Genomic DNA, 25,349 nt, shown 5'->3' on the forward strand with positions numbered 1-25,349 from the left:
GCGCCTCCACCCCTCGTCCCTCGCGGTCTTGTCGCTGTGGCAAGGGGCGCAGATTCCCTGCAAGTTCGCCAGGTCGTCCGTTCCGCCCTGCGCCTTCGGAGTGATGTGATCGACTGCCTTTGCCTCGGTGATGCGCCCTTGCCGCAGGCATGGCTGGCACAGGTAGCAGTCCCGCTTGAGGGCCTGCACCCTGATGCGGTCCCAGGCTGATCCATAGCCCCTGGCATGCCTGCTGCCCTTGCCGGCCCATGTCTTGCGGGTCATTTGCGCGGTGAGGGCGGTCCTGCTTGCGCCGCCCATGTCCCTGCGACTGGCTCCCATCCCTTAATCGCCTCATTATATGGCGTCGAGCGCCCTCGCAGTTTAACCCGCGCGCCGGACACGCCACAGTCACAGACAAGACGGGCGGCTCGCCATCCAAACTTCACGCCCGGATCGCCCCCGCAGTTCGGACAGCGGGCGGCCGAGCAATTGGAACAATATCTCATCACGCATCCTCCACGCTCTGCCAGCCGGACCCGGCCAGGATGATCCGCATGGGCGTCTCCGAATGTCGAACGGCGTCGCGCACAGCGCGGCATGCGTCGCGCCACAAAATACGCAATTATTTCGTATTTATTGAATGTGCAGAAGGGAAGGATAACCCAACCCAGCGCACAGAAGGAGAAGATGATGGACTACGAAACCATCTCCCTGATCCTTCAAGCCGGGCAGCTGGCGGTAGGAATTGCCGCTCTCATCGCCGTGCTGACCCGGTAAGAAGGTGGTCGGGGGGCCGAAAGGCTCCCCGGCTACCACCAAAGGTAGCAACGAATGGGGTTCTGATCAATGACCAGAGAAGAATTCATTGAAGCCCGCAAGGCCATGGGCATGACGCAGACAGACGTGGCCGAACAAATGGGTATGTCGCTGCGACAGATCCAGAATATTGAAACCGGCGCGGGCGATATGCGCCGGGTTCACTCTCTGGCCATGGAACGCATTACCTTGGCGTTTGCTGCCGCGTCTGGTGAATGGCAGGTCGCTGCGCCTGCGGCTCGCCGTGACGCGATGGACGTTGTAGCCCTCTTTCGCGGAAAGGAAACCGCATGACGACGATTGAAGCCCTGACGCTTGCTCTTGGTGTAGCCAACCTTGGCGTGCTGTGCTGGCTTGTGGCGCTGCTTAAGCGCCGCTGATACGAAAATCCCCGCCTGATCGTGAGACCGGGCGGGGCTGCCTGCGATTCGTAGCGCGCAGGTGGAATGCAAAAAGCCCGGCGCGAACCGGGCATTGACTCACGAAGGCATTCCCGTCGTTCTACGAGACACTTTACAGCCAAGATAATCTCCCGTCAAGCGCGCTGCTCCACCGCAAGCAGCTTCCGCATGCCTGCCACAAACTCCAGGCCGGCCCTGCTGGGAACACTGCCCTGCATGGTGTGTGATCGATGCCGCATCACCGCGACAATGGCCCCGCGGTCTGCGGATGGCAGTCTTCCCAGCAGGCCCTGCCAGCGCATCCAGCCGTTGATCGCGTCCCGGTCATTCTCATCGGGGCTACAAAGGGGGCGGATCGTAGATCACCCCCCCTTGCATCAGTTGCGCGCCTCTCCGATCTCGGCCCTTGCCCTCTCGCGGCATTCCAGCGCCGACAGGCGGGCGTCCAGGCGCAGGCAGTAGTTGATCAGCGGCAAGACGCATTTAAGCGCCTCGTTGATGGCCTCAGGCGCCGCGAACAGGCGGGCGTCCAGGACGCGGCCCACGGCCTCGTTCAGCAGGTTGTTGACGAACTGTTGCCCGGCGCTGTCGATCTGCGCCCACGCCTCTTTCGTGGCGACGACGATTGCGGCTGCGGATTCCGGCACGGCCAAGCGCTTCGCCGCTTGAGTATCTGAAACTGCATGGGACGGGACAGATACACAGAGTTCAAGACACTCCCCGGGCAACATGGGGTATTATACCTATGCTTGGCCGCATCCCCGCATGTGCGTCATGGCCGAGAGCGGGCACAAGCCGGACATGGCGCAGATGGTGCGCGGCACCGCGCTGCGCTACATCGTCCGCACCGGCACGGGCGGCATCTTCGCGGGCTTCGGCAAGACCTTCTTCGGGCAGTCGGGCGCGAATTACGTCAGGGTTTCCGCCGGCGCGATCGTTGCTATCGCCTATGATTCCAGTATGTCCTATGCCTATCTGACAGTTACCCCTGTCAGCCGGGCCGACCGCACCTCGCATGACCTGGGCGCCACGGCGGTGCGCGAGGCGCAGTTGACCGCCATCTCCAAACGCACGGATTGCACCCAAGGCTGCGAGCAATACGACCTGAGCGGCGAGGGCGGGTTGGACGTGCACCTGTCGCCCAAGGGTTATTTCACCGGCGATTACCGGCTGTTCCGCGCCTGGCATAACGCGGTCAACGGCGGCGGGCTGTCCCTGGGGCCGGCGGTTTCTGCCGTCACGCTGCCTGATGACACCACCGTCCGCATCACGCTGACTGGCGCGAGGCGCCGCACCCCACCGACAGCGAGGCACATCTGGATTACGCAGGCCAGCCCCCGCGCTCGTATCTGTCAGAGCCGCTGGTTTGGGCGAACACGCGAGGTGTCAGGAAGGGGCTGGCTGACAGGCGGCGATCCTGACAGGGTAAACGAGAAAATTTCTTTGCCAAAGCTGGGGCTTGTTGACGTTCACTTCATGAGGATGATGGTAGTGGCGAAAGCTATGAACGCGGTGAACCTGTGATCCGTCTTGCGGGAACGCATGGCGATGCATCAGTTTTCCTTTAGCTTTCAGAGGAAATTCTCGACAAGGCGCCACCACCGGGCAGGGCGGCGGATAGGCACGCCAGCCGTCAGATCGGCGCCGAAGGTTCGCCGGGTGCCCCGGCCTTTGCACGGCTCTTCCGTGACCAGCCGCCATCCGCGCAAGGTCCGTTCCGCAGCCGGGGCAGGTTTGCCGTTACGGCGGGTTTCTGCATGAAGGCAAGCCGCTCGCGATGCGCGGGTATCGCCGGTATGGGCTGGCTGAACCTGTCCGGGCTTAGCTGCCTTGCAGGGGTGCGGTGGCACTGGGAATCCTGCGGCGATTTTTGGCAATGATGACCCGGCCCGCGCGAGATATGCGCAAGGTCGAAGTGGAGTTGGCGCAGATTCCGGCCGCATCCCTCAAACGTCCGACCCGGCTCGGACGGGGGTAGGAATGGCCTGAACCTGTCCGAGCAGGATGTGAACCGCCGCCTGTCGGGGGCGATGCTTCTAGGCATCCCGGCCCAGAAGCTCGTCGAAGAAAGCACGACGCGGCGCGAGCTTTTCGTGACCCAGAGGCCGGTCGCCGTCATCACCAACCGCACGCGATGCCCCTGGCCGCTTCAACCACTTGGACCTTCATCGATGCGGCGCCGGAACCGAAGCAGAAGCGCTGATGGCGATGGTGCCTGATCCATCCATCCAAGGAAGGTGATCGCGGACCCGCATGTCTGGCGATCCCCAGGTCCAGCGTGCGGGCACACCGCTTCGGGACCGGCCAGGGGCGCGTAACGGTGCCTGCGGGCCTTTGCCGCCCGCTGCCGGGATCCTCATCGTCTGCCGCCGATGGCGGCGCAAGCGAGGATGGAAAAAGGCCGCACCGCTTTCTTTTGCCTGCGGCCCATCGCGCAAAGCGTTATTGGTCGCAGATCTCTTGCAGGGCCGTCCAGTCGCGCTGGTTTAGCACATCGCGCGGCTGGGCGGTGCGAAAGGGGTCGGCCTCGATGAGGCCCAAGGTCGCCTCACCCGTCGGGTCCAACGAGCGGGCATAGGGTTCGCTGGACAGGCCGGCGCGGGCGAAATAGCCCAGAAGCGATTCGTCGTCCGGGCGTGAAGCCGAGTCCGAGAGCAGCTTTTCGCCATAGCCCGCAAGCGATTGCCGGGGCAGGCTGCCCTTGGTCAACAGATGGAAGGTCGCACGCGGTCCCGCATAGCGCAGCGCATCCAGAAGCGGATCGTCGGCGGTGGCCGCCGCCTGCGCGGCCAGGATATGGCCCGCCGCGACCTCGGGCGTCGCCTGGCCCTGGACCAGATCGATCCCCATGACCGTCAGCGGTCCGGGCAGGCGGTGCGCCGTCCGCAGCGTGGCGGGCAGCACAGCGATATCCGCGCCCGGCCCGATCAGCCGCTCGGCCAGACGGTGACGCACCAGGTCTCCGGCCGGGCGCGAACAGGCGCTGCCGGTGGTCTTTTCGATCTCGGCCAGGATCATGCGCCCGATCTCGGCCCGCTGGGCGGGGGGGGCGACATCCGCCGCGTGGCGCACCAGCGAGGGCGGCGCCCAGAACAGCGCCAGCACCAGCATGACCAGCAATGCCGAAAGCACCAGCCCGTTGCGCAACCGCCCCGAGGGGGGGCGGTTCGCCTCGATCACATGATGGACCTTTTCGATGGCGGCGACCATCAGGTCGTCATCGACCAGCAAAAGCTCGGCATCGTCCGGGGCGGGGGCGTATTCGGCGGGAATCTTGCCGGGGTTCAGGCGCAGGACGGCGGGCAGGGACCAATGGGCCAGTGGAACCTCGGTCCGGGTATCGGACAGGATCAGCGTCGCCTCGCCGAACGAGACGATCACCTCGCGCAGCGGCGATTGCGGCGTCTCGCGCCACATGCCCGATGCTTCGAGCCGCTGATATTGGTCAAGCGCCGTCATTCTTGCGCTGGGAACCTCCGCTGCCCGGATTGGAGCATATGCTACCGTCATCTACCGTCAACACCGCACCATGGGGCCGCAGCCGCGAATTTCCTTGCGGCTTTTAGCGCCCTTTGCGCCGGGGGAAAGCCTTTACGGTGTGCGGAGGCAGGAAAATCGGAGCGATAACGCGTCGAGCGGGCGGCGCAGGGTGCGAAAATGTCCCCTGCCTGCCATTCACGCGGCTGCATCCGGTTTCGCGAAGGTCGTCGACCGTCAGGGGCTCGGCGGAAAGAAGCCTCTTCGTCATCATGGTGGGATTGTCCCTCTGCGAGGTGATGGGCTGCGCGACCCGGACCTGGACGACATTCGTAATTATGCACCGCCCGAGCGGCTGGGGAACGGCGACATCCTGATCCGCAGTCGGGCGGTGCCGATCCCGATATTCTGTCCAGGAAACCCGCAGCATCGCCAATCGCATGGCGCGGCGCCAGATCCTGCCCGCCCATATCCATCGCATGGTCGCTGTGGCGAAGGGCACCCCGCGCCGCAGCCAGGCGCGCCCGCATCAGCTCAATAACAAAACTGTAACGCTCGTTGCTCAGGCAGGCGCGGAAGCATCTGGGGCAGGCACTCCGCAGCCTTTGGTGGGCCGTGATCCGATGGCTTGATGCAATGAGAGAAGCACCGGCAGCAGCAGGAACAAGTGAAGCCCCTGGCTGGCCGGAAGCAAGTTTCGGCCATTTGGTGAGATGGAGATTAAAGCGATCTATTGGCGGCTGATCGCGTCACATCTGCCCAGCACATGATGTTAGGCGGATGTGAAACCTCAACAGAAGGGCTATTCCGGTTGCATCCTGTCGACCGGATCGGTTTGCAGGCTTGCAATGATGCCACTCTTCAGAACGGGATCTCGTCGTCGAAATCAGGGCGCGCGCTACCCGAGGAAGAGCCGCCCGAAGAGGAACCGCCCGAGCCGCCGCTGCGCCCGCCGCCGTAGCCTCCGCCCGAGCCGCCCTCATGGCCGCCGCCGTAACCGCCGCCATAACCGCCCTCGTCGCGCCCGCCGCCGCCCGAGCCGCCGCGCCCGTCCAGCATGGTCAACTCGCTGCGATAGGGGCGCAGGGCAACTTCGGTCGTGTAGCGGTCATTGCCGTTCTGGTCCTGCCATTTGCGGGTCTCCAGCTGACCCTCGACATAGACCTTGCTGCCCTTTTTCAGGAACTGCTCGGCCACGCGGACCAGGGGCTCGGAATAGATGGCGACGCTGTGCCACTCGGTGCGTTCCTTGCGCTCGCCGGAATTGCGGTCCTTCCAGGTTTCCGAGGTCGCGATTCGCAGGCTGGCGACCTTACCCCCGTTCTGGAAGCTGCGGATCTCGGGGTCTTGACCCAGATTGCCGATCAAGATCACCTTGTTGACGCTGCCTGCCATGGGAATGGTCCTTTATCCTTGTGTCAGGGCGCATGTAACGCCAGGGGCGGGGCACGGGCAAGAGCTTCACCTATAGGCGGCAATCCGCCGATCCAGCGCCGATCCAAAGCGAGAAACAAATCGACTTGCGGCCAGATCGAGCCTTTGCGCTATAGTGCCGGACAAAAATCAAGGCGGCATGAGGGACGAGACATGTTTTCCAGGCGCATTTCGCCGCGTCTGCTGAGACGCGCTGCTTGGCTTGCGGCGCTTGGCCTGGGCCTGGCCCTTCCCGCTTCGGCCGAGGGGCTGCGCATACAGAAAAGCGGCAAGTCGCGAATCGCCCAGTTCGAGCGCCAGACGCGGCTGCTGGATTCGCGGCTGGCCGGGCAGTATCAGCAATCCTCGCGGCTGCGGCCGGGCACGGCCTCGACGAAAAGCGTGGTGGAGTTGGCCATGCCGGGGCCGATCCCGGCCTATAACGGCAATCGCCGCAGCCAGTATCTGCCCCATGCCAAGGCCATGGCAAAGAAGCACGGCGTGCCCGAGGATCTGTTCCTGCGGCTGGTGCAGCAGGAATCGGGCTGGAACCCCTCGGCCCGGTCGCACAAGGGTGCGCGGGGGCTGGCGCAGCTTATGCCCGGCACTGCGGCGAAGCTGGGCGTCGATGCCGGCGACCCGCTTCAGAACCTGGAGGGCGGGGCGCGCTATCTGCGCATGATGTATAACACCTTCGGAAGCTGGCGGCTGGCGCTGGCGGCCTATAATGCCGGGCCGGGCGCGGTTGCGAAATATGGCGACGTGCCGCCCTTCCGCGAGACCAGGAATTATGTCCGCATCATCCATGGCAGTTGAGGCGTTGCGCCCTTGACCCGCCGCATATGCGGGGCCTGAAGGTCGCTCGGGACTTCTTGCGGGGTCCAGGGCGTGGGTCTTTGGGCCTGCGTTCGTCAATGAAGCCAATCGGTTCCAGGTGATCGCGCATTGCCGGCCCTGTCGGTGTCGTGCCAAGGGTCGCCGCTTTGCATGAGCAGGGCTGTGCGCCGAGGCCCCTGGCCCCCCCAAAGGCCGGCAATGTCAGGCGCACGGGGGACGCCGCGTGCCGACATGCATCGGGATGCGCCGATCCGCCGAGCCCTGGCCGCGCGACCAAACCCAACCAGCTCCTGGGAAGCACGGCGCGGTCCGCAATACCGGCGATGGCGGCGCCGGCAGGATCCGACCATTCCCAAGGATAAGGAACCATCAGGGCGCTTGCCAGGGAAGGCGCCGATCCGGGCGGCCGGTATTCCGCTTCGGCGCCATGAAAAAGGGCCGCGATCGCAGCTCTTTCCATCTGGTCCAAGTCGTGCCCGGTCCCCGCCCGCTTAGAAGCTTGAGGGGATGATCCGCGTATATTTCGTGCCCGCGATCGCGGCCCCCGCCATCAACCCCGACTGGCCGAAGATCATCGCCACGATCGGCTGCTGCGCGCTGAGCGTGTCGCCGCCCAAGGACAGGCCGCGATCGGGCAGGGTGTAATAGGCTCCGGCCTCGGCCACCCAGCCGGGCGCGCCGCGGAAATCCTGCAAGGCCGCGTCGGTCTGGAAGATCAGCACATGGGCATATTGCTGCGCGCCGATCTGAAAGCCCACGCTGGCCTGGGTCGCGGAATAGTAATCCACCGTCGCGTCGTTGATGCGCAGCGCGCCCTGGCCGTAGGCACCGCCGACGCCGAAACCCGCTTCGGTCATCAGGGGCATGTAAAGCACCCCCTTGGCCGCTTGCAGCATCGGGCCGACCCCCGGATAGGTTTGCAGCAGGAAGTTGCGCGTCGCGTCCACCCGCGCGTCCAGCCGGCCCGAGGCGCCCTGTCCGACCGCGTTATTGCATCCCGCAAGCCCAAGCGCCACGCCGCCCATGATCACGCCGCGCCTGCTCATCACCTTGAAGTTCGTCATCCTTCGCCTCGTCCATCAGGGAAATGGCGGTTGGCCCGCCCTTGGAAACGGATGATAGGGGCAAGACCCGGCTCATGCCAGCCTTTCGGCCACTTGCGGGGCGTAATAGGTAAGGATGCCGTCGCAGCCCGCCCGGCGAAAGCATAGCAGGCTTTCCAGCACCGTATCGCGCGACAGCCAGCCGTTGCGGATCGCGCCCTCAAGCATCGCATATTCGCCGCTGACCTGATAGGCATAGGTCGGCGCGGCGAACTGGTCCTTCACCATGCGGCAGATGTCCAGATAGGGCATCCCCGGCTTGACCATCACCATGTCCGCGCCCTCGGCCAGGTCGCGGGCGACGCATCGCATCGCCTCGTCGCGGTTGGCGGGGTTCACCTGATATGTCTTCTTGTCCCCCACCAGCCGCCCCGAGGCGCCCACCGCATCGCGGAACGGGCCATAGAACCCGCTGGCGAATTTCGCGGCATAGGACAGGATCGCCACATCCTTGTGGCCATTCCCCTCCATCATGTCGCGCAGCGCGCCGATGCGTCCGTCCATCATATCCGAGGGGCCAAGGATATCCGCCCCCGCCTCGGCCTGGACCAGGGCCATGCGGACCAGCGCCTCGACCGTCTCGTCGTTCAGGATCACCCCGTCGCGCACGATCCCGTCATGCCCGTTGGCGTTATAGGGGTCTAGGGCGATGTCGGTCATCACTGCCAGGTCCGGCGCCACTTCCTTGATCGCGCGGATGGCCCGGTTGCCGATGTTCTCGGGGTCCCAGGCGCGTTCGCAGGCTTCGGTTTTAAGGTCGGGATCGGAATGCGGGAAAATGCAGATCGCCGGAATTCCCAACCGCATCGCGGTTTCCGCCGCCCGCTTCGCGCCGTCCAGCGTCAGGCGCTCGACGCCGGGCATCGAGGCGATCTCGCCCGCGCCGCCCTGGACCTCGGTGACGAAGATCGGCCAGATCAGGTTCGAGGGCGTCAGGGTGGTCTCGGTCGTCATCGCCCGCAGCGCGGGCGTGCGGCGCAAGCGGCGCAGGCGGGTCTGTGGAAAGGGGGCGACGATCAGGCTGGTCGGCATGGGCGGAACCTTTCTGGCAAGGCGCGTCGGGGCGGGGGCGCCTGGAAAACCGGCCCCGAACCTGCACTCTTCGTTGCAGCCGCGCAACCCCTGCGGAGCCGTCGTGCAGGATCGCGGTTTTCCTTGGCGCGATCCGGGGTTACGTTCCTTTGCGTCATTTCGGGAGACAGGCTTGACCCAGGCATTGCTCGCCATTCTCGACAGCCGGTCCTTCGGCTCGATCTGGTTCTGGCTGCTTCTGGTCCTGGCCTGGACCATGGCGGGGCGCCGCGTCCTGGGCGTGCCGGTGGATGTGGTCCAGGCGGCCCGCCAGCCGCAGGGTCCAGGCGACGATCCCGCCGCGCTTGCGCTGCTTGACTGGCTGTCCCTGTCGCTGCCGCGCTGGCGGATCGGCCGGATCGAGGCCGCGCTGTTTCTGGGCCTTGCCGCCTTCGCGCTGACCGCGCTTTTCATCCTGGGCTTTCTTTATGGACTCGAGATGGCGCAGGCGCTGGTGCTGCTGATCCTGCCCTTCGCGGTTCTCTTCGGGATCGAGCTGCGCCTGGCCCATGGCCTTGAGGGCGTCGTGGCCGATGCCCAGGACGGCCGGCTGGCGGCGAACGAGGCGGCGGCGCTGGCCTCGCGCCGCTTGCGGCGGCACCGGGCGGGGATCTCGGTCGGTTCGATCCTGGTCATGGCGCTGACCGCCTATCGCGGGGCGATCTGGCTTGCGACCCATCCCTATGGCTTCTGACCCGGGCGACTTGACTTCCCATCCCCTGGCGTTACCTCAGCATCCATGTCCGAGCATCTGATCCTTTCCGGCGCGCCCGAGGGCTATGACGCCGCCCTGATGGCGCGCGAGCTTGCCCGCGGCCTGCCCGTCATCCATGTCGCCCGCGACGACCGCCGCATGGTGGCGATGCGCGCGGCGCTGGAATTCTTCGCCCCCGGCACCGCGATCCTGGAATTTCCGGCCTGGGACACGACGCCCTATGATCGCGTTTCGCCCGCGCCGGCGGTGATGGCGGCGCGCATGGCGGTGCTGACGGCCCTGGCGCATGGCGCGCTGAAGGGGCCTTTCGTGCTGCTGACCACTCTTTCGGCGGCGATGCAGCGCGTGCCTGCGCGCGATGCGCTGCGCGAGGCCAGCTTTTCGGCCCGCGTCGGCGACCGCATCGACGAGGCCGGCTTGCGCGCCTTCCTGGTCCACATGGGCTTCTCGCAATCACCCACGGTGACCGAGCCGGGGGATTTCGCGGTCCGGGGCGGGATCATCGACATCTATCCGCCGGGCGATTCCGGGCCGATCCGGCTGGACATGTTCGGCGACGTGCTGGAATCGGCCCGCCGCTTCGACGCCGAGACGCAGCGCTCCACCGGAAAGCTGGACCATCTGGACCTGGTCCCCATGTCCGAGGTCATTCTGGACGAGGCCGCGATCACCCGCTTTCGCCAGAACTACCGCGCCGAATATGGCGGCGGCGCGAATGACCCCCTGTATGAGGGCATCAGCGCGGGCCGCAAGATGGCCGGGATGGAGCATTGGCTGCCCTGGTTCCACGCGCGGCTGGAAAGCCTGTTCGCCTATCTGCCGCAGGCGAGCGTGGTGCTGGACGATCACCTGGATCAGGTCCGGGACGCGCGCCGGCACACCATCACCGAGCAGTTCGATGCCCGCTGCGAGGCGCTGAAGCGTAAGGGCGGGGCCGATACCGTCTATCGCCCGGTGCCGCCCGCGCTGATGTTCCCGGACGATGCCGAATGGGCCGGATGGCTGAAGCCGCACCGGCTGCTGCGCCTGTCGGTCCTGCCGCAGCCGCCTGGTCCGGGGGTGCTGGACGCGGGCGGGCGCGCGGGCCGCAATTTCGCGCCCGAGCGTCAGGCCGAGAATGTCAGCCTGTTCAAGGCGCTGGCCGATCACCTCAGGGACTTGCGCAAGGACCGCCGGGTGATCGTCGCCAGCTTCTCGGAAGGCGCGCGCGAGCGTCTGGCGGGCCTGATGGCCGATGAGGGGGTCGAGGGCGCCAGGTCCATCGCCCATTTGCGCGATCTGCCGGATCAGAACGGGGCGCTGGGTCTGGCCGTCTGGCCGCTTGAGGAGGGCTTCGTCGCCGATGGGCAGGCCGCAGGGCGGATTGCGGTGATCTCGGAACAGGATGTGCTGGGCGACCGGCTGATCCGGGGTGCGCGAAAGCGCCGCAAGGCCGAGAATTTCCTGCGCGACACCACCACCCTTTCCCCCGGCGATCTGGTCGTCCATGTCGAGCATGGCATCGGCCGCTATACCGGCCTTGAGACGGTGATGGCGCTGAAGGTGCCGCATGATTGCGTGGCCATCGAATATGCCGGCGGGGACCGGCTTTACCTGCCGGTCGAGAATATCGAGCTTCTCAGCCGCTACGGCCATGAGGAAGGCTTGCTGGACAAGCTGGGCGGCGGCGCATGGCAGGCGCGCAAGGCCCGGCTGAAGGAGCGCATCAGGCTGATCGCCGACAAGCTGATGCGCGTCGCCGCTGAACGCCTGCTGCGTCCCGCCCCGGTGCTTGAGCCCGAGCATCACGAGATCGAAAGCTTTGCCGCGCGCTTTCCCTATACCGAGACCGACGACCAGGCCGCCGCGATTTCGGAGGTGGCCGAGGATTTGGCGGCGGGGCGGCCGATGGACCGGCTGGTCGTGGGCGACGTGGGTTTCGGCAAGACCGAGGTGGCGATGCGCGCGGCCTTCATCGCCGCCTCGCAGGGCACGCAGGTGGCGGTGGTCGCGCCGACGACCCTGCTGGCCCGCCAGCATTACCGCACCTTTGCCGAACGTTTCCGCGGCACCGCCATCAATGTCCGGCCGCTGTCGCGCTTCGTTTCCGCCAAGGAAGCCGCCGAGACCCGCAAGGGCCTGGCCGAGGGCGGGGTCGACATCGTCGTGGGCACCCATGCGGTGCTGGCCAAGCAGGTGCGCTTCAAGAACCTGGGGCTGCTGATCGTGGACGAAGAGCAGCATTTCGGCGTCGCGCATAAGGAGCGGCTGAAGGAGCTGCGCAGCGACATCCACGTCCTGACCCTGACGGCCACGCCGATTCCGCGCACCTTGCAACTGTCGCTGACCGGGGTGCGCGATCTTTCGGTCATCGGCACGCCGCCGGTGGACCGCCTTGCGATCCGCACCTATGTCAGCGAATTCGACAGCGTTACCGTCCGCGAGGCGCTGCTGCGCGAGAAATATCGCGGCGGGCAAAGCTTTTTCGTGGTCCCGCGCCTGTCGGATCTGCCCGAGGTCGAGGATTGGCTGCGCGAGCATGTCCCCGAGGTCAGTTGCATCGTGGCGCATGGTCAGCTTGCCGCGGGCGATCTGGACCAGCGGATGAACGCCTTTTACGACCGGGGCGCGGATGTGCTTCTGGCCACGAGCATCGTCGAATCCGGTCTGGACATCCCGACCGCGAACACGATGGTCGTCTGGCGTGCCGACATGTTCGGGCTGGCGCAGCTTTACCAGATCCGGGGCAGGGTGGGGCGCTCCAAGGCGCGCGCCTATTGCTACCTGACGACCAAGCCGCGCCTGCCGCTGACGCCGCAGGCGATGCGGCGGCTGAAATTCCTGGGCTCGATCGACGGTTTGGGCGCGGGGTTCAACCTGGCCTCGCAGGACCTGGACCTGCGCGGGGCGGGGAACCTGCTGGGCGAGGAGCAGTCGGGTCATATCAAGGAGGTCGGTTTCGAGCTTTACCAGCAGATGCTGGAGGAGACCATCGCCAAGCTGAAATCGGGCGAGATCGAGGGCACGCCCGAGGACGAATGGGCGCCGCAGCTGAACCTGGGCGTGCCGGTCACGATCCCCGAGAGCTATGTCCCCGATCTGGATGTGCGGCTGGGGCTTTACCGCCGCCTGGCCGAACTGACCACCAAGGTCGAGCTTGAAGGCTTCGCCGCCGAGCTTATCGACCGTTTCGGCCCGCTGCCGCGCGAGGTGAACACGCTGCTTTTGGTGATCCGTATCAAGGCGATGGCGAAGCGGGCCAATATCTCGAAGCTGGATGCGGGGCCGAAGGGGGCGACGATCCAGTTCCATGGCGACAGGTTCCCTAACCCGGCCGGCCTGGTCGAGTTCATTCACGAGCAGCGCGGGCAGGCCAAGGTCACCGACAACCGGATCGTGATCTTACGAGATTGGCCCGGAGATGCCGATCGCATCAAGGGCGCATTCGGGATCGCCAAGGATCTGGCCGGGAAGGTGCGCGAGGGCCGGGCCAGAGCCTCGGCCTGAGGACCGGGGGCGCTGCCCCCGGACCCCTGGGATATTTGGGCAAGAAAGAGATGGGGTTTGGGGACGGCGCGCGCCTGCCGGCGGATAGTCGGCGGGGGATCTGGATCACTCCTGTTTTCGACCATGCCGGGGTCGATGCTACCGCTTGGGTCGGCATGGTGGGGCCGAACCTTGGTTCGACCGCATGGGCGCGACAGGGACGCGCGGGTCCGGCGCCGCGAAAGGATCACCCCGTGTCAGTCCCGGATATGGGCCGAGCCGCACCGGCTTGCTTTCATCAAATAGGCCATCTTGTGGCATCCTTCGGCTCGCGTGCTGAAGCGGCTGATGAAGGTGGCGGAATTTCAGAGTTTCATGCGGATAAAGAAGGTTGTCGCGGCCATGCCGGGGGTGGCGCAGCCGTGAGTTTCGCCGAAAAGGCAGCCTAAATATTGAGCCAGAAAAACTTCGTCAATCTGACGCGGTTAAACCCGAATACAGCAGGGGGCGAAACTGGTCCGCGCTGTGGACGCCGCCTTGCTCGGGATGTTTTTGGGCCTTGGGCCTTGGGCCTTGGGCTGATAGCCCTCTGTGTCCAAGAGAGAAGCGGCGCCTCTGTGGGCGCCGCTTTGGGATGGGGGGCGGTTTACTCGGCCGTCAGCAGCGGCGGTTTCGATTTGCTGATGCGCGGCGTGTCGGGGCCGGTGATGTCGAAGACGGGCTTGTCGTCCTCGATCCGCACACGGACCACGCCCCCCTTGGTCAAGCGGCCGAAGAGCAATTCCTCGGCCAAGGGTTTCTTGATCGTTTCCTGGATCACGCGGCCCAGGGGACGGGCGCCCATCTTGTCGTCGTAACCCTTTTCGGCCAGCCAGTTCGCGGCCTCCGATGTCAGTTCGATATGGACGCCACGATCAATCAACTGTGCTTCCAGTTGCAGGACGAACTTCTCGACCACATGGATCACCACGTCGCGCGACAGCGGCGCGAAGCTGATGATCGCGTCCAGCCGGTTGCGGAATTCGGGCGTGAAGGTGCGCTCGATGGCGGCGGTATCCTCGCCCTCGCGACGCTCGCGGCCGAAGCCGATCGCGGCCTTCTGCATGTCCGAGGCGCCCGCATTCGAGGTCATGATCAGGATCACGTTGCGGAAATCCACCTGCCGCCCGTTATGATCGGTCAGCTTGCCGTTATCCATCACCTGAAGCAGGATATTGTAGACATCCGGGTGCGCCTTTTCGATCTCGTCCAGCAGCAGCACGCAATGCGGATGCTGGTCCACGCCATCGGTCAGCAGCCCGCCCTGGTCGAAGCCGACATAGCCCGGAGGCGCGCCGATCAGGCGGCTTACGGCGTGTTTCTCCATATATTCCGACATGTCGAAACGCAAAAGCTCGACGCCCAGGGTGCTGGCGAGCTGCTTTGCCACCTCGGTCTTGCCGACGCCGGTGGGGCCGGCGAAAAGGTAGTTGCCGATGGGCTTTTCAGGTTCGCGCAGACCTGCCCGCGCCAGTTTGATCGCCGAGGACAGCGCCTCGATCGCCGCGTCCTGGCCGAAGACCAGCCGCTTCAGCGTCGCGTCCAGATCCTTCAGCACCGCCGCATCGTCCTTGGAGACGTTCTTCGGCGGGATGCGGGCGATCTTGGCGACGACCGCCTCGATCTCCTTGGGGCCGATGGTCTTGCGGCGCTTGCTTTCGGTGACCAGGTGCTGGGCCGCCCCCGCCTCGTCGATGATGTCAATGGCGCTGTCGGGCAGCTTGCGGTCGTTGATGTAGCGGCTGGCCAGTTCGACCGCCGACTTGATCGCCTCATTGGTATAGCGCAGATCGTGATGCTTTTCGAAGCTGGGTTTCAGGCCCATCAGGATCTTGATCGCGTCGGGCACGTTCGGCTCATTCACGTCGATCTTCTGGAAGCGGCGGGACAGCGCGCGATCCTTTTCGAAATGCTGGCGGAATTCCTTGTAGGTGGTCGAGCCCATGCAGCGCAGCTTGCCCCCGGCCAGCGCCGGCTTCAGCAGGTTCGAGGCGTCCATCGCGCCGCCCGAGGTCGCGCCCGCGCCGATCACGGTATGGATCTCGTCGATGAACAGGATCGCGTCGGGATGCTCCTCAAGCTCCTTGACCACGGCCTTCAGCCGCTCCTCGAAATCGCCGCGATAGCGGGTGCCGGCCAGAAGCGCGCCCATGTCGAGCGAAAAGATGGTCGAGCCCGCCAGCACGTCCGGCGTCTCGCCCCGCGTGATCTTCAGCGCCAGCCCCTCGGCGATGGCGGTCTTGCCGACGCCGGGGTCGCCCACCAGCAGCGGGTTGTTCTTGCGGCGGCGGCACAGCACCTGGATACAGCGCTCGACCTCGTCCGCGCGGCCGATCAGCGGGTCCACGTCGCCCTTGGACGCCTTCCTGTTCAGGTCCACGCAATATTTCGCAAGGGCGGATTCGTCCTTGGCGGCGGGTTGCTCCTGCTGGGTCTGGCCCTGCTGCGGCTCGGCCCCCTGGACCGTGCGGTTTTCCGAGTAGGAGGGGTTCTTCGCCACGCCATGGGCGATGAAATTCACCGCGTCATAGCGGGTCATGTCCAGTTCTTGCAGGAAGAAGGCCGCATTCGATTCGCGCTCGGCAAAGATTGCGACCAGGACATTCGCGCCCGTTACCTCGGTCCGGCCCGAGGATTGCACATGGATCGCCGCGCGCTGGATCACGCGCTGGAAGGCGGCGGTCGGCACCGCCTCTGACCCCTCGACATCCGTGATCAGCGTCGAGAGATCGTCCTCGATGAATTCCACGAGCATGCGGCGCAATTCGTCCATATCGACATTGCAGGCCCGCATCACCTTCATCGCATCGGGTTCATCCGTCAGCGCAAGCAGAAGATGTTCGAGCGTCGCAAGCTCGTGGCGGTGCTCATTGGCCAGCGCAAGCGCGGAATGGATGGCCTGTTCCAGCGTATTCGAAAAGGACGGCACGTTCAGCTCCTGTCAGTCGGCTGGCGGTTTGGGCCGCCAAGATTTAGCGGTCCACCTGACCAGACTGTCACGATACGGTTAAGAATTGGTGGATTTTCGCGCAATTCAAGCGGTATTTGCTTTTGCTCATGCCGAAATCCTGGGGGCTGAGACAGATGTGATGTCTCCATGCCGGTTTTTCAAGCAGGCATCTTCGGGCGCTTTCAGTGACGTGATGGCGGTGATGCGGGTGCGGAATCTGCTTGCCGCGTTGCGCGAAAAGCTCAGAATGCATCCTTCATCCGCCGAAGCTGCGCGAAAACCTGGACATCCGGGGCGCCGGCCATGCCAAGCCCCTCGCGCAGTTCGCCCACGCGCAGGAAGGGATTGGTCGCGCGCTCATCCGCCAGCGTCGCGGGGGCGCAGGGCCTGCGCCCCGCAGCCGTATCCTCAAGGCGTTGCCGCAGCGCCACATTGCCCGGTTCGACCGAAAGAGCGAAAGCGCCGTTCCCCCGGCAGTAATCGTGCCCCGAGCAGATCAGCGTCTCGCCCGGCAGGGCGTTCAGGCGGGCAAGGCTTTCCCACATCATGGCGGCGTCGCCCTCGAACAGGCGGCCGCAGCCAAGCGCCATCAGGCTGTCTGCGGTAAAGCAAAGCGCCGATTGCGGCAGGTGAAAGGCCACATGCCCGACGGTGTGACCCGAGACATCGATCACCCGCGCCTCCTCGCCGCAGATCTCGGCGATCTGGCCGGGGCGGACAGCCAGATCCAAAGGCGGCAGGCGCGCCGCGTCCAGCGCATTGCCCATCACCTTTGCGCCCGTCACCGCCACCAGTTCGGCCACGGCCTGGATATGGTCGGCATGGTGATGGGTCAGCGCGATCAGGTCCAGCGAAAGCCCGCGCGCGGCAAGCTCGGCCAGGATCGGCTCGGCCTCGGGCGCGTCGATCAGGGCGGTCCGGCCATGGCCGTGGATCAGCCAAGCATAGTTGTCGGTCAGGCATCGGACCGGGATCAGTTCCAGCGGCATTGGCAATTCCCCTGCTTTGCCGCAGTCTGGCCCCATCGGGCGGAGGGCGCAATGCATCACGATGTGATCGAGCTGCGGAAGTTCTACTATACCAGGGCGCTTGGCCGCGTGGTGCAGAAGGTGCTGCGGGACCGGCTGGCCCAGTTTTGGCCGCCCGAGCAATGCGGGGCGATGACCGTTGCGGGATACGGCTTCGCCGCGCCTCTGCTGCGGCCCTTTCTGGAACCCGCGCGGCGCGTGGTCAGCCTGATGCCCGGCCCGCAGGGAGTGATGGCCTGGCCGCCGGGACTGCCGAACTGTTCGGTCCTGTGCGAGGAAACCGCTTGGCCGCTGGATACCGGCAGCGTGGATCGGTTGGTGCTTCTGCATGCGATCGAGACCGCCGATCATCCAAGCGCGGTCCTTTCGGAAGCCTGGCGGGTGCTGGGGCCGGGGGGGCGGATGCTGGTGCTGGCCCCGAACCGTGCCGGGCTGTGGGCGCGCTCCGAGGCGACGCCTTTCGGCTTTGGCCGCAGCTACACGGTGGGCCAGCTTGAGGCGCAGGCGCGTGGCGCTGGCTTCGTGACCGAGCGCAGCGGGGCCGCGCTTTACATCCCGCCATCGGATCGGCGATTCTGGTTGAAAAGCGCCCAGGTCTGGGAGCGGGCGGGCCTGCGCATCAGCCAGGTGCTGGTCGCGGGGGTGGTGCTGACCGAGTTCACCAAGCAGGTGCAGGCCCCGATCGGGCGGGTCCCGCGCATCAGCGTGCCCAGCCCGCTCGACATGCTTGAGGGGATTGCGCGGCCGCAACCGGCACGCCGCCGCCTAAGGCGGAGCACTTAGAACGCCGCCGCTCGCAAAACCGTGTGCAATGCGGTTGCGGCAAGGCATGCGACCTGCTAGGAACACGCGAGATTTTCGGGGGAGATCAGGCAGGAATGCTCCAGAGCCCCTTTTGACCAGCGCTCCGCGACAGACCGGACAAAATCCGGCCCGCCAGCGGAGCTTACGCAAACCGGAAGGATGACCGTGGCCAATTCCGCTTCGATTTCCGCTGATATCGCCGGGCGTTACGCACAAGCCCTTTTCGATCTGGTGAAGGATTCGGGCGGAATCGACGCTCTTTCCCAACAGGTCGACGAGCTGGCCGCAGCCCTTGATGACAGTGCGGATCTGCGCGACCTGACCGTCTCGCCCCTTTACGACCGTGCCGCCCAGGAGGCCGCCATCGGCACCCTGGCCGAGCGCATGGGTTTTTCGCCCGAACTGGCCAATACGCTGCGGCTTCTGGCGCGCAACCGCCGCCTGTTCACGCTGCCCCAGTTCATCGCCAGGCTGCGCGCGTTGGTCGCGGATCTGCGCGGCGAGGTCACGGCGGATGTGGTCAGCGCGCAGGAACTTACCGACGACCAGAAGAACCGGCTGGTCGAGACGCTCCACGCCAAGACCGGAAAAATCGTCAAGCTGAACGCGCGTGTCGATGACAGCCTCATCGGCGGCATGATCGTCAAACTGGGCTCGCAGATGATCGACAGTTCGATCCGCTCGAAGCTCGCTTCCCTACAGAACGCTATGAAAGAGGTCGGATAATGGGAATCCAGGCAGCCGAAATCTCGGCCATCCTCAAGGATCAGATCAAGAATTTCGGTCAGGACGCCGAGGTGGCCGAGGTCGGCCAGGTGCTGTCCGTCGGCGACGGCATTGCCCGCGTCTATGGTCTGGACAAGGTTCAGGCCGGTGAGATGGTCGAATTCCCCGGCGGCATCCGCGGCATGGCGCTGAACCTTGAAACCGACAACGTGGGCGTCGTGATCTTTGGCGACGACCGCTCGATCAAGGAAGGCGATACCGTCAAGCGCACCGGCGCCATCGTGGAAGTCCCGACCGGCAAGGGCCTTCTGGGCCGCGTGGTCGACGCACTGGGCAACCCGATCGACGGCAAGGGTCCGGTCGAGTTCGCCGAGCGCCGCATCGCCGATGCCAAGGCTCCGGGCATCATGCCGCGCCAGTCGGTGCATGAGCCGATGGCCACCGGCCTGAAGTCGGTCGACGCCATGATCCCCGTCGGCCGTGGCCAGCGCGAGCTGATCATCGGCGACCGTCAGACCGGCAAGACCGCCATTGCGCTGGACACGATCCTGAACCAGGCAAGCTATAACGGCCGTGAGGCCGATGGCATCAAGACGCTGCACTGCATCTATGTCGCCGTGGGTCAGAAACGCTCGACCGTGGCCCAGCTGGTGAAGAAGCTGGAAGAGACCGGCGCCATGGCCTACACGACGGTCGTGGCCGCGACCGCCTCGGACCCGGCGCCGATGCAGTACCTGGCGCCCTATTCGGCAACCGCCATGGGCGAATATTTCCGCGACAACGGCATGGATGCATTGATCATCTATGACGACCTGTCGAAACAGGCCGTGGCCTATCGCCAGATGTCGCTGCTGCTGCGCCGTCCGCCGGGGCGCGAAGCCTATCCGGGCGATGTGTTCTATCTGCATTCGCGCCTGCTGGAACGTTCGGCCAAGATGAACGCGGATTACGGCTCGGGCTCGTTGACGGCGCTGCCGATCATCGAAACCCAGGCGGGCGACGTGTCGGCCTATATCCCGACCAACGTGATCTCGATCACCGACGGCCAGATCTTCCTGGAAACGGACCTGTTCTTCCAGGGCATCCGCCCCGCCGTGAATACCGGCCTTTCAGTGTCGCGCGTGGGTTCCGCCGCCCAGACCAAGGCGATGAAATCCGTCGCCGGCCCGGTCAAGCTGGAACTGGCCCAGTACCGCGAGATGGCGGCCTTCGCGCAGTTCGGCTCGGACCTGGACGCGGCGACGCAGAAGCTTCTGAACCGTGGCGCGCGCCTGACCGAGCTGATGAAACAGCCGCAATATTCGCCCCTGACCACCGCCGAGATCGTGATCGTGATCTATGCCGGCACCAAGGGATATCTGGACAATGTTCCGGTCCGCGAAGTGACCAAATGGGAACAGGGCCTGATCCAGTATCTGCGCAACCAGAAAGCCGACCTGCTTGACGACATGACCAAGAACGACCGCAAGATCGCGGGCGATCTGGAAACTGCGATCAAGTCGGCGCTGGATGGCTACGCCAAGACCTACGCCTGAGGGGAGGGATAGATGCCCAGCCTCAAGGACCTGAAAAACCGGATCGGCAGCGTCAAGAACACGCGCAAGATCACCAAGGCGATGCAGATGGTCGCTGCCGCGAAACTGCGCCGCGCGCAGGAGGCGGCCGTGGCTGCGCGTCCCTATGCCGACCGGATGGCCGCCGTGATGGCCGGGCTGACTGCTTCCGCAGCCGGTTCGGCCTCGGCGCCCCGCCTGCTGGCAGGCACCGGCGAGGATCGTCGGCACCTGCTGGTGGTTCTGACCTCGGAACGCGGCCTTGCGGGCGGGTTCAACTCGTCCATCGTCAAGCTGGCGCGCCAGCGCGTGCAGGAATTGCAGGCGCAGGGCAAGGATGTCACGCTGCTGACCGTGGGCAAGAAGGGTCGCGAACAGCTTAAGCGCGACTTCTCGCAGTTCTTCGTGCATCACGTCGACATGAGCGAGGTGAAGCGCATCGGCTATGAGGATGCGCGCGGCATCGCTGATGAGATCCTGGATCGCTTCGAAGCCGGAAGCTTCGATGTCGCGACGCTGTTCTACAGCAGGTTCGAATCGGTGATCAGCCAGGTTCCGACCGCCCGTCAGATCATCCCTGCGGTGATCGACGAGGGGGCGGTGGCCTCGGGCGCCTCGGCGCTTTACGATTACGAGCCGGACGAGCATGGCATCCTGAACGACCTCCTGCCGCGTTCGGTGGCAACGCAGGTCTTCGCGGCGCTTCTGGAAAACGCGGCCTCCGAGCAGGGCGCGCGGATGACCGCCATGGACAACGCCACGCGCAACGCCGGCGACATGATCGACCGCCTGACAACCGAGTATAACCGCTCGCGTCAGGCCGCGATCACCAAGGAACTGATTGAAATCATCTCGGGCGCAGAGGCGCTCTGACACCTAGGGGTAAACACATGGCAGAGGCCAAAGGAAAAATCACGCAGGTGATCGGCGCCGTCGTGGACGTGCAGTTCGACGGTCAGCTTCCCGCGATTCTGAACGCTCTGGAAACCGAGAACAACGGCAAGCGTCTGGTTCTGGAAGTCGCCCAGCACCTGGGCGAGAACACTGTCCGCACCATCGCCATGGAAGCGACCGAAGGGCTGGTCCGTGGCCTGCCCGTCAGCGATACCGGCGCGCCGATCATGGTGCCGGTAGGCGATGCGACGCTGGGCCGCATTCTGAACGTCGTGGGCGAGCCGGTCGATGACCGCGGCCCGGTCGACGCCAGCCAGACCCGTGCCATCCACCAGGTTGCGCCCGATTTTGCCGCGCAGGCAACGTCGTCGGAAATCCTGGTCACCGGCATCAAGGTCATCGACCTGCTGGCGCCCTATTCCAAGGGCGGCAAGATCGGCCTGTTCGGCGGTGCCGGCGTGGGCAAGACCGTTCTGATCATGGAACTGATCAACAACATCGCCAAGGTTCACTCGGGCTATTCGGTGTTCGCGGGCGTGGGCGAGCGCACCCGTGAGGGCAACGACCTTTATCACGAGATGGTGGAATCGGGCGTCATCAAGCCCGAGGAACTGGACAAGTCGCAGGTGGCGCTGGTCTATGGCCAGATGAACGAGCCTCCGGGGGCGCGGATGCGCGTGGCGCTGACCGGCCTGACCATCGCCGAACAGTTCCGCGATGCGACCGGCACCGACGTTCTGTTCTTCGTGGACAACATCTTCCGCTTTACCCAGGCTGGTTCGGAAGTGTCGGCGCTGCTGGGCCGTATTCCCTCGGCCGTGGGCTATCAGCCGACGCTGGCGACCGACATGGGCGCGATGCAGGAACGCATCACCTCGACCAAGAACGGCTCGATCACCTCGATCCAGGCCGTCTATGTTCCGGCCGACGACCTGACCGACCCGGCGCCGGCGACCACCTTCGCCCACCTTGACGCCACGACCGTTCTGTCGCGCGCGATCTCGGAACTGGGCATCTATCCGGCGGTGGACCCGCTCGATTCGAACTCGCGGATCCTCGATCCGGCGGTGGTCGGCGACGACCATTACAACACCGCGCGTTCGGTCCAGGGCATCTTGCAGAAATATAAATCGCTTCAGGACATCATCGCCATTCTTGGCATGGACGAACTGTCCGAAGAGGATAAGCTGACGGTGGCCCGCGCCCGCAAGATCCAGCGTTTCCTGTCGCAGCCTTTCGACGTGGCGAAGGTCTTCACCGGCTCGGACGGCGTGCAGGTGCCGCTGGAGGACACGATCAAATCCTTCAAGGCGGTGGTGAACGGCGAATACGACCATCTGCCGGAAGCGGCCTTCTATATGGTCGGCGGCATCGAGGAAGTGAAAGCCAAGGCGCAGCGCCTCGCCGCTGACGCGGCGTAAGGGGGCGACATGGCCGACACGATGCAGTTCGACTTGGTGTCGCCCGAGCGGAACCTGGTTTCCGTTCCGGTGCGCGAGGTGCGCTTGCCCGGCGCCGAGGGCGACCTGACCGCGATGCCCGGCCATGCGCCGGCCATCGTCAACCTGCGCCCCGGTGTCGTCACCGTGGTCGCGGCGGACGGGGCCGAGACGGAGTTCGCGGTGACCGGCGGCTTTGCCGAGATCAACAACGATTCCGTCAGCCTTCTGGCCGAACGGGGCCATCCCCGCGCCGAGATGACGCAGGACATCTTCAACGAGATGATGGCCCAGGCCCAGCGTCGCGTGCAGCAGGCGCAGGAGCGTTCCTCGACCGGCGAGGAAATCGTCGCGGCAGCTGTCAAGTTGCTGGCCGATATGGAGGCGCTTGGCACCCATATTGGTCTGGATTCGAACCATTCGAATTTCCCGCACTGATCCGCGCGACCTGACCGAAAAAAACAAGAAGCCCCGGATTTTCCGGGGCTTTATTTCATGAGGTGATCTGCCTGTAACGCCTCAAGGAAGCAGTCTTGCGGTGTCCCTCCTGCTGCATCGGCGCGACCCAGGACACGGGCGTCCTTTCCCCGGTTTAAAGATGTGGACCGGGCACGGTGCCCAGCCTGTCCGCTGCTGATCAGCCGTAGGGGGCTGATCAGTTTGAAACAATCTCTTCCGGCTTGCATCGCTTGCTGGTCATCCTGGATCCTCCGTTTCCTAAACATAACAGCAGACCACTTCAAAGGGGGGGAACAATCCGACGCCATTCCTTCGGCCTGACCAACATGTTTTTGATCCTGTGGCATTTGCGATAAAGCTCGGCGTCATGTAGGATTGGACTTTCCGGCCCCTGCGGGACAGGACTATGCAAATAATATAATTTTAAATAAATTATTTATTAAAAAATCTGCGTCGCATCTCCGATCAGCCGGCAGTGTGGCCTCCTGCGGGATTTGCGTGATCAACGCCCGCGCACTGATATAATACGAGGTCTGCCCCGCCGACAGGAACATCCTGATCGGACGGCCCTTTAAGAAGCTTTGCCAATACCGGGGTAATGCCGCGTCGCTGTCCGCTGATCAGGACGCGGGTGGGCGTAGCGCCCGACCTGGATCGCCAGCCGTAGGGCAACGCGATCCCGGCCATCACCGCCAGGCCCGCCAGCACGGTGCGGGCCCGCTCGTAAAGCCGGGCGTCCATCGGATGGGCGATGTTTTTCTCCATCACGCTGGTATCGACCGCCGCCTGCTTCAGGGCCTTGTCCGTGATTGTCCCCGCAGTGCGATCTGCCTCAATCGTCTTGATCAGAATGGAGGCGGCGGCAAGACAGTCCACCTTCGGCGTGGCGAGATGACTTGGCGCTGCGGTGGACAGACCGGAGTCGGTGGAACTGCATGTTGAAGCGGCTGCTTGGAGTCGCGCCGGTCTACCGCAAAACCGCGATCGATGCGGCCTGTGCCGAGGCTCTCCGGCGCGATCAGATCAATGCCGATGCGCTGCGGCAGATTCTCGACCGAGGCCCGAAAAAGCTGCCGCGCCCTGAACCGCAACCGCGCAACACTGTCCGAAAACATCTGCGGTGCGGGCTATTATGCGGAGAGCGACAATGCAGCATGAACATGTCGTTGCCCTCGCCCGCGATCTGTCTCTTGCGGGCTTTGCCGATACGCTTGATCGTCAAGCCAAAGATAGGCCAACTTGATCCGTCCGAATGGCATGGCGACCTCGACAGCCCCCATCTTGCCGACGCGATCATGGACCGCCTCGTGCAGCGCGCCCATAGAATTGTGCTCAAGGGTGAATTCATGTGTCAGAGGCGATGAGATCGCCCCATTAGCCATGCCGAAAGCTCAAGGGGGTGGCCTATGGCCGCCCTCTATGCGTTGTCACGCCGTCGCAGGGCTGTCGACCGCCGGCACAAGGTCATGTAAGTCGCGCGGGGATTGGAGTTGACATCCAGATGCCTGCACACGAACCGTCCGAGACATGGGCTGTGGTCGGTAGCACGCGCGATGAGGGCATCCGGACTCTGCTGCCATATTGCGCGATGGTTTTCCGGCATATGGGACGGGTCCGTTATCGGCACGTCATCGGCTGGCGTGGCCGCGCGACGAGGGTGCACGGCCACGAGCGCTGAATCGTGGTAGATTTCGATGGTGCCGGCCACAACCTTGATGCTGACAAGCTCACCGATCAGGCTTGAAGGCACGCTATAATTCCGCCCCTCTACGTTGACGTGGTAGTGACGCTGGATCCTGATGCCGGGGTGCCATCTGCCGTAATCGTAAGAGGTTTTGGGCAGCGGTTGCAGACACGGCATTTCGCGGACTCTGAGTCGTTCGTTCCGTGGCATTTTCCAGCGCCGCTTGCAGTGACTCGTTCAGCTCCGTCATTGAACGAGGAGTGCGATCCCGTAAAACCCTTGCATAATTTCTCTGGATGAGCCCGACCGTTCCCTAGACGGCCCCCTTGTCACCCGGCTCCCGTCGGAACCGGAAGTGGCCAGATGAGGTGAAGGCTCGGGTCGCGGCGGAAACGCTGGAGCCTGGCGCAACGGTGAATGAGGTGGCGCGACGGCACAGCTTGCCTGCAAACCATGTATCATCGTGGCGAACGCTGGCGCGGAAAGGGCGGCT

At 64.7% G+C, this 25,349-nt stretch carries 22 protein-coding genes and 1 pseudogene; 13 read left to right on the forward strand and 10 right to left on the reverse strand.

Annotated features, from left to right (window positions below; genetic code table 11):
* Positions 1–264: HNH endonuclease (locus QM682_RS17505; RefSeq protein WP_415132062.1), on the reverse strand; the 264-nt coding region annotated here is incomplete at its 3' end.
* 564 nt (positions 265–828) lie between these two features.
* Between QM682_RS17505 and QM682_RS17510 the strand changes: the two genes are divergently transcribed.
* The gene (locus QM682_RS17510) at positions 829–1,092 is read left to right on the forward strand and encodes a helix-turn-helix domain-containing protein (RefSeq protein ID WP_415132064.1); all 264 of its coding nucleotides are present in this window, start codon (positions 829–831) and stop codon (positions 1,090–1,092) included.
* Positions 1,093–1,576: 484 nt separating this feature from the next.
* Here the strand turns inward: QM682_RS17510 and QM682_RS17515 are convergent, their stop codons facing one another.
* The gene (locus QM682_RS17515) at positions 1,577–1,846 is read right to left on the reverse strand and encodes a hypothetical protein (protein ID WP_415132066.1); all 270 of its coding nucleotides are present in this window, start codon (positions 1,844–1,846) and stop codon (positions 1,577–1,579) included.
* 127 nt (positions 1,847–1,973) lie between these two features.
* Here QM682_RS17515 and QM682_RS17520 point away from each other — a divergent pair, with 127 nt between their 5' ends.
* Entirely contained in the window at positions 1,974–2,723 is a 750-nt protein-coding gene (locus QM682_RS17520) for a hypothetical protein (protein ID WP_415132068.1), read from the forward strand.
* A 918-nt stretch (positions 2,724–3,641) separates the two neighbouring features.
* Here QM682_RS17520 and QM682_RS17525 read toward each other — a convergent pair.
* A complete protein-coding gene (locus tag QM682_RS17525; RefSeq protein ID WP_415132070.1) occupies positions 3,642–4,658 on the reverse strand; it encodes a hypothetical protein in 1,017 nt (338 codons plus the stop codon).
* Between the two features lie 879 nt (positions 4,659–5,537).
* Entirely contained in the window at positions 5,538–6,071 is a 534-nt protein-coding gene (gene ssb, locus QM682_RS17530; RefSeq protein ID WP_415132072.1) for a single-stranded DNA-binding protein, read from the reverse strand.
* 192 nt (positions 6,072–6,263) lie between these two features.
* On the opposite strand from ssb, the gene QM682_RS17535 reads away from it, so the two are divergent.
* Positions 6,264–6,905 (forward strand): lytic transglycosylase domain-containing protein, encoded by a 642-nt coding sequence (locus tag QM682_RS17535; protein WP_415132074.1) that lies wholly within the window; start codon positions 6,264–6,266, stop codon positions 6,903–6,905.
* A 512-nt stretch (positions 6,906–7,417) separates the two neighbouring features.
* Here QM682_RS17535 and QM682_RS17540 read toward each other — a convergent pair.
* Both QM682_RS17540 and hemB read right to left on the reverse strand, forming a co-directional pair.
* Positions 7,418–7,990, reverse strand: a complete 573-nt coding sequence (locus QM682_RS17540; RefSeq protein ID WP_415132076.1) for a YSC84-related protein — start codon at positions 7,988–7,990, stop codon at positions 7,418–7,420.
* A 72-nt stretch (positions 7,991–8,062) separates the two neighbouring features.
* A complete protein-coding gene (gene hemB / locus QM682_RS17545) occupies positions 8,063–9,061 on the reverse strand; it encodes a porphobilinogen synthase (protein WP_415132078.1) in 999 nt (332 codons plus the stop codon).
* Between the two features lie 172 nt (positions 9,062–9,233).
* On the opposite strand from hemB, the gene QM682_RS17550 reads away from it, so the two are divergent.
* On the forward strand, positions 9,234–9,794 hold the full coding sequence (locus tag QM682_RS17550) for a hypothetical protein (protein ID WP_415132080.1): 561 nt from the start codon (positions 9,234–9,236) through the stop codon (positions 9,792–9,794).
* A 45-nt stretch (positions 9,795–9,839) separates the two neighbouring features.
* Positions 9,840–13,301, forward strand: a complete 3,462-nt coding sequence (gene mfd, locus QM682_RS17555) for a transcription-repair coupling factor (RefSeq protein WP_415132082.1) — start codon at positions 9,840–9,842, stop codon at positions 13,299–13,301.
* Positions 13,302–13,926: 625 nt separating this feature from the next.
* On the opposite strand, the gene clpA is transcribed toward mfd, so the two are convergent.
* Positions 13,927–16,248 carry an ATP-dependent Clp protease ATP-binding subunit ClpA gene (gene clpA, locus QM682_RS17560; protein WP_415132084.1) on the reverse strand — a complete coding sequence of 774 codons (2,322 nt, stop codon included), beginning with the start codon at positions 16,246–16,248 and terminating at the stop codon, positions 13,927–13,929.
* Positions 16,249–16,511: 263 nt separating this feature from the next.
* Positions 16,512–17,258 carry a hydroxyacylglutathione hydrolase gene (gloB, locus tag QM682_RS17565; RefSeq protein WP_415132086.1) on the reverse strand — a complete coding sequence of 249 codons (747 nt, stop codon included), beginning with the start codon at positions 17,256–17,258 and terminating at the stop codon, positions 16,512–16,514.
* 51 nt (positions 17,259–17,309) lie between these two features.
* On the opposite strand from gloB, the gene QM682_RS17570 reads away from it, so the two are divergent.
* The 6 genes from QM682_RS17570 (at position 17,310) to QM682_RS17595 (ending at position 23,151) form a co-directional block, all read left to right on the forward strand.
* Positions 17,310–18,080, forward strand: coding sequence for a class I SAM-dependent methyltransferase (locus tag QM682_RS17570; RefSeq protein WP_415132088.1), 771 nt, complete (start codon positions 17,310–17,312; stop codon positions 18,078–18,080).
* Between the two features lie 186 nt (positions 18,081–18,266).
* Positions 18,267–18,827: a F0F1 ATP synthase subunit delta gene (locus QM682_RS17575; RefSeq protein WP_415132090.1), complete on the forward strand. Its 561-nt coding sequence runs from the start codon at positions 18,267–18,269 to the stop codon at positions 18,825–18,827.
* Positions 18,827–20,362: a F0F1 ATP synthase subunit alpha gene (atpA, locus tag QM682_RS17580; RefSeq protein WP_415132092.1), complete on the forward strand. Its 1,536-nt coding sequence runs from the start codon at positions 18,827–18,829 to the stop codon at positions 20,360–20,362. The genes QM682_RS17575 and atpA overlap by 1 nt, the downstream gene beginning before the upstream one ends.
* Positions 20,363–20,374: 12 nt before the next feature.
* Entirely contained in the window at positions 20,375–21,253 is an 879-nt protein-coding gene (locus QM682_RS17585; RefSeq protein WP_415132094.1) for a F0F1 ATP synthase subunit gamma, read from the forward strand.
* A 17-nt stretch (positions 21,254–21,270) separates the two neighbouring features.
* Positions 21,271–22,695, forward strand: coding sequence for a F0F1 ATP synthase subunit beta (gene atpD, locus QM682_RS17590; protein WP_415132096.1), 1,425 nt, complete (start codon positions 21,271–21,273; stop codon positions 22,693–22,695).
* 9 nt (positions 22,696–22,704) lie between these two features.
* Positions 22,705–23,151 (forward strand): F0F1 ATP synthase subunit epsilon, encoded by a 447-nt coding sequence (locus QM682_RS17595; protein ID WP_415132098.1) that lies wholly within the window; start codon positions 22,705–22,707, stop codon positions 23,149–23,151.
* 634 nt (positions 23,152–23,785) lie between these two features.
* Here QM682_RS17595 and QM682_RS17600 read toward each other — a convergent pair.
* Positions 23,786–24,024: pseudogene (locus QM682_RS17600) on the reverse strand (IS5/IS1182 family transposase); the annotation flags it as partial.
* Positions 24,025–24,107: 83 nt separating this feature from the next.
* Between QM682_RS17600 and QM682_RS17605 the strand changes: the two are divergent.
* Positions 24,108–24,536 carry a hypothetical protein gene (locus QM682_RS17605; RefSeq protein ID WP_415132100.1) on the forward strand — a complete coding sequence of 143 codons (429 nt, stop codon included), beginning with the start codon at positions 24,108–24,110 and terminating at the stop codon, positions 24,534–24,536.
* Between the two features lie 53 nt (positions 24,537–24,589).
* On the opposite strand, the gene QM682_RS17610 is transcribed toward QM682_RS17605, so the two are convergent.
* Entirely contained in the window at positions 24,590–25,066 is a 477-nt protein-coding gene (locus QM682_RS17610; RefSeq protein WP_415132102.1) for a Mu transposase domain-containing protein, read from the reverse strand.
* A gap of 116 nt (positions 25,067–25,182) precedes the next feature.
* Here QM682_RS17610 and QM682_RS17615 point away from each other — a divergent pair.
* Positions 25,183–25,349, forward strand: a 167-nt coding sequence (locus QM682_RS17615) for a transposase (RefSeq protein ID WP_415132104.1), incomplete at its 3' end; no start/stop codon positions are given.

This window comes from Paracoccus sp. (in: a-proteobacteria), from assembly GCF_047605025.1.
In the GTDB taxonomy this organism is placed as follows: domain Bacteria; phylum Pseudomonadota; class Alphaproteobacteria; order Rhodobacterales; family Rhodobacteraceae; genus Paracoccus.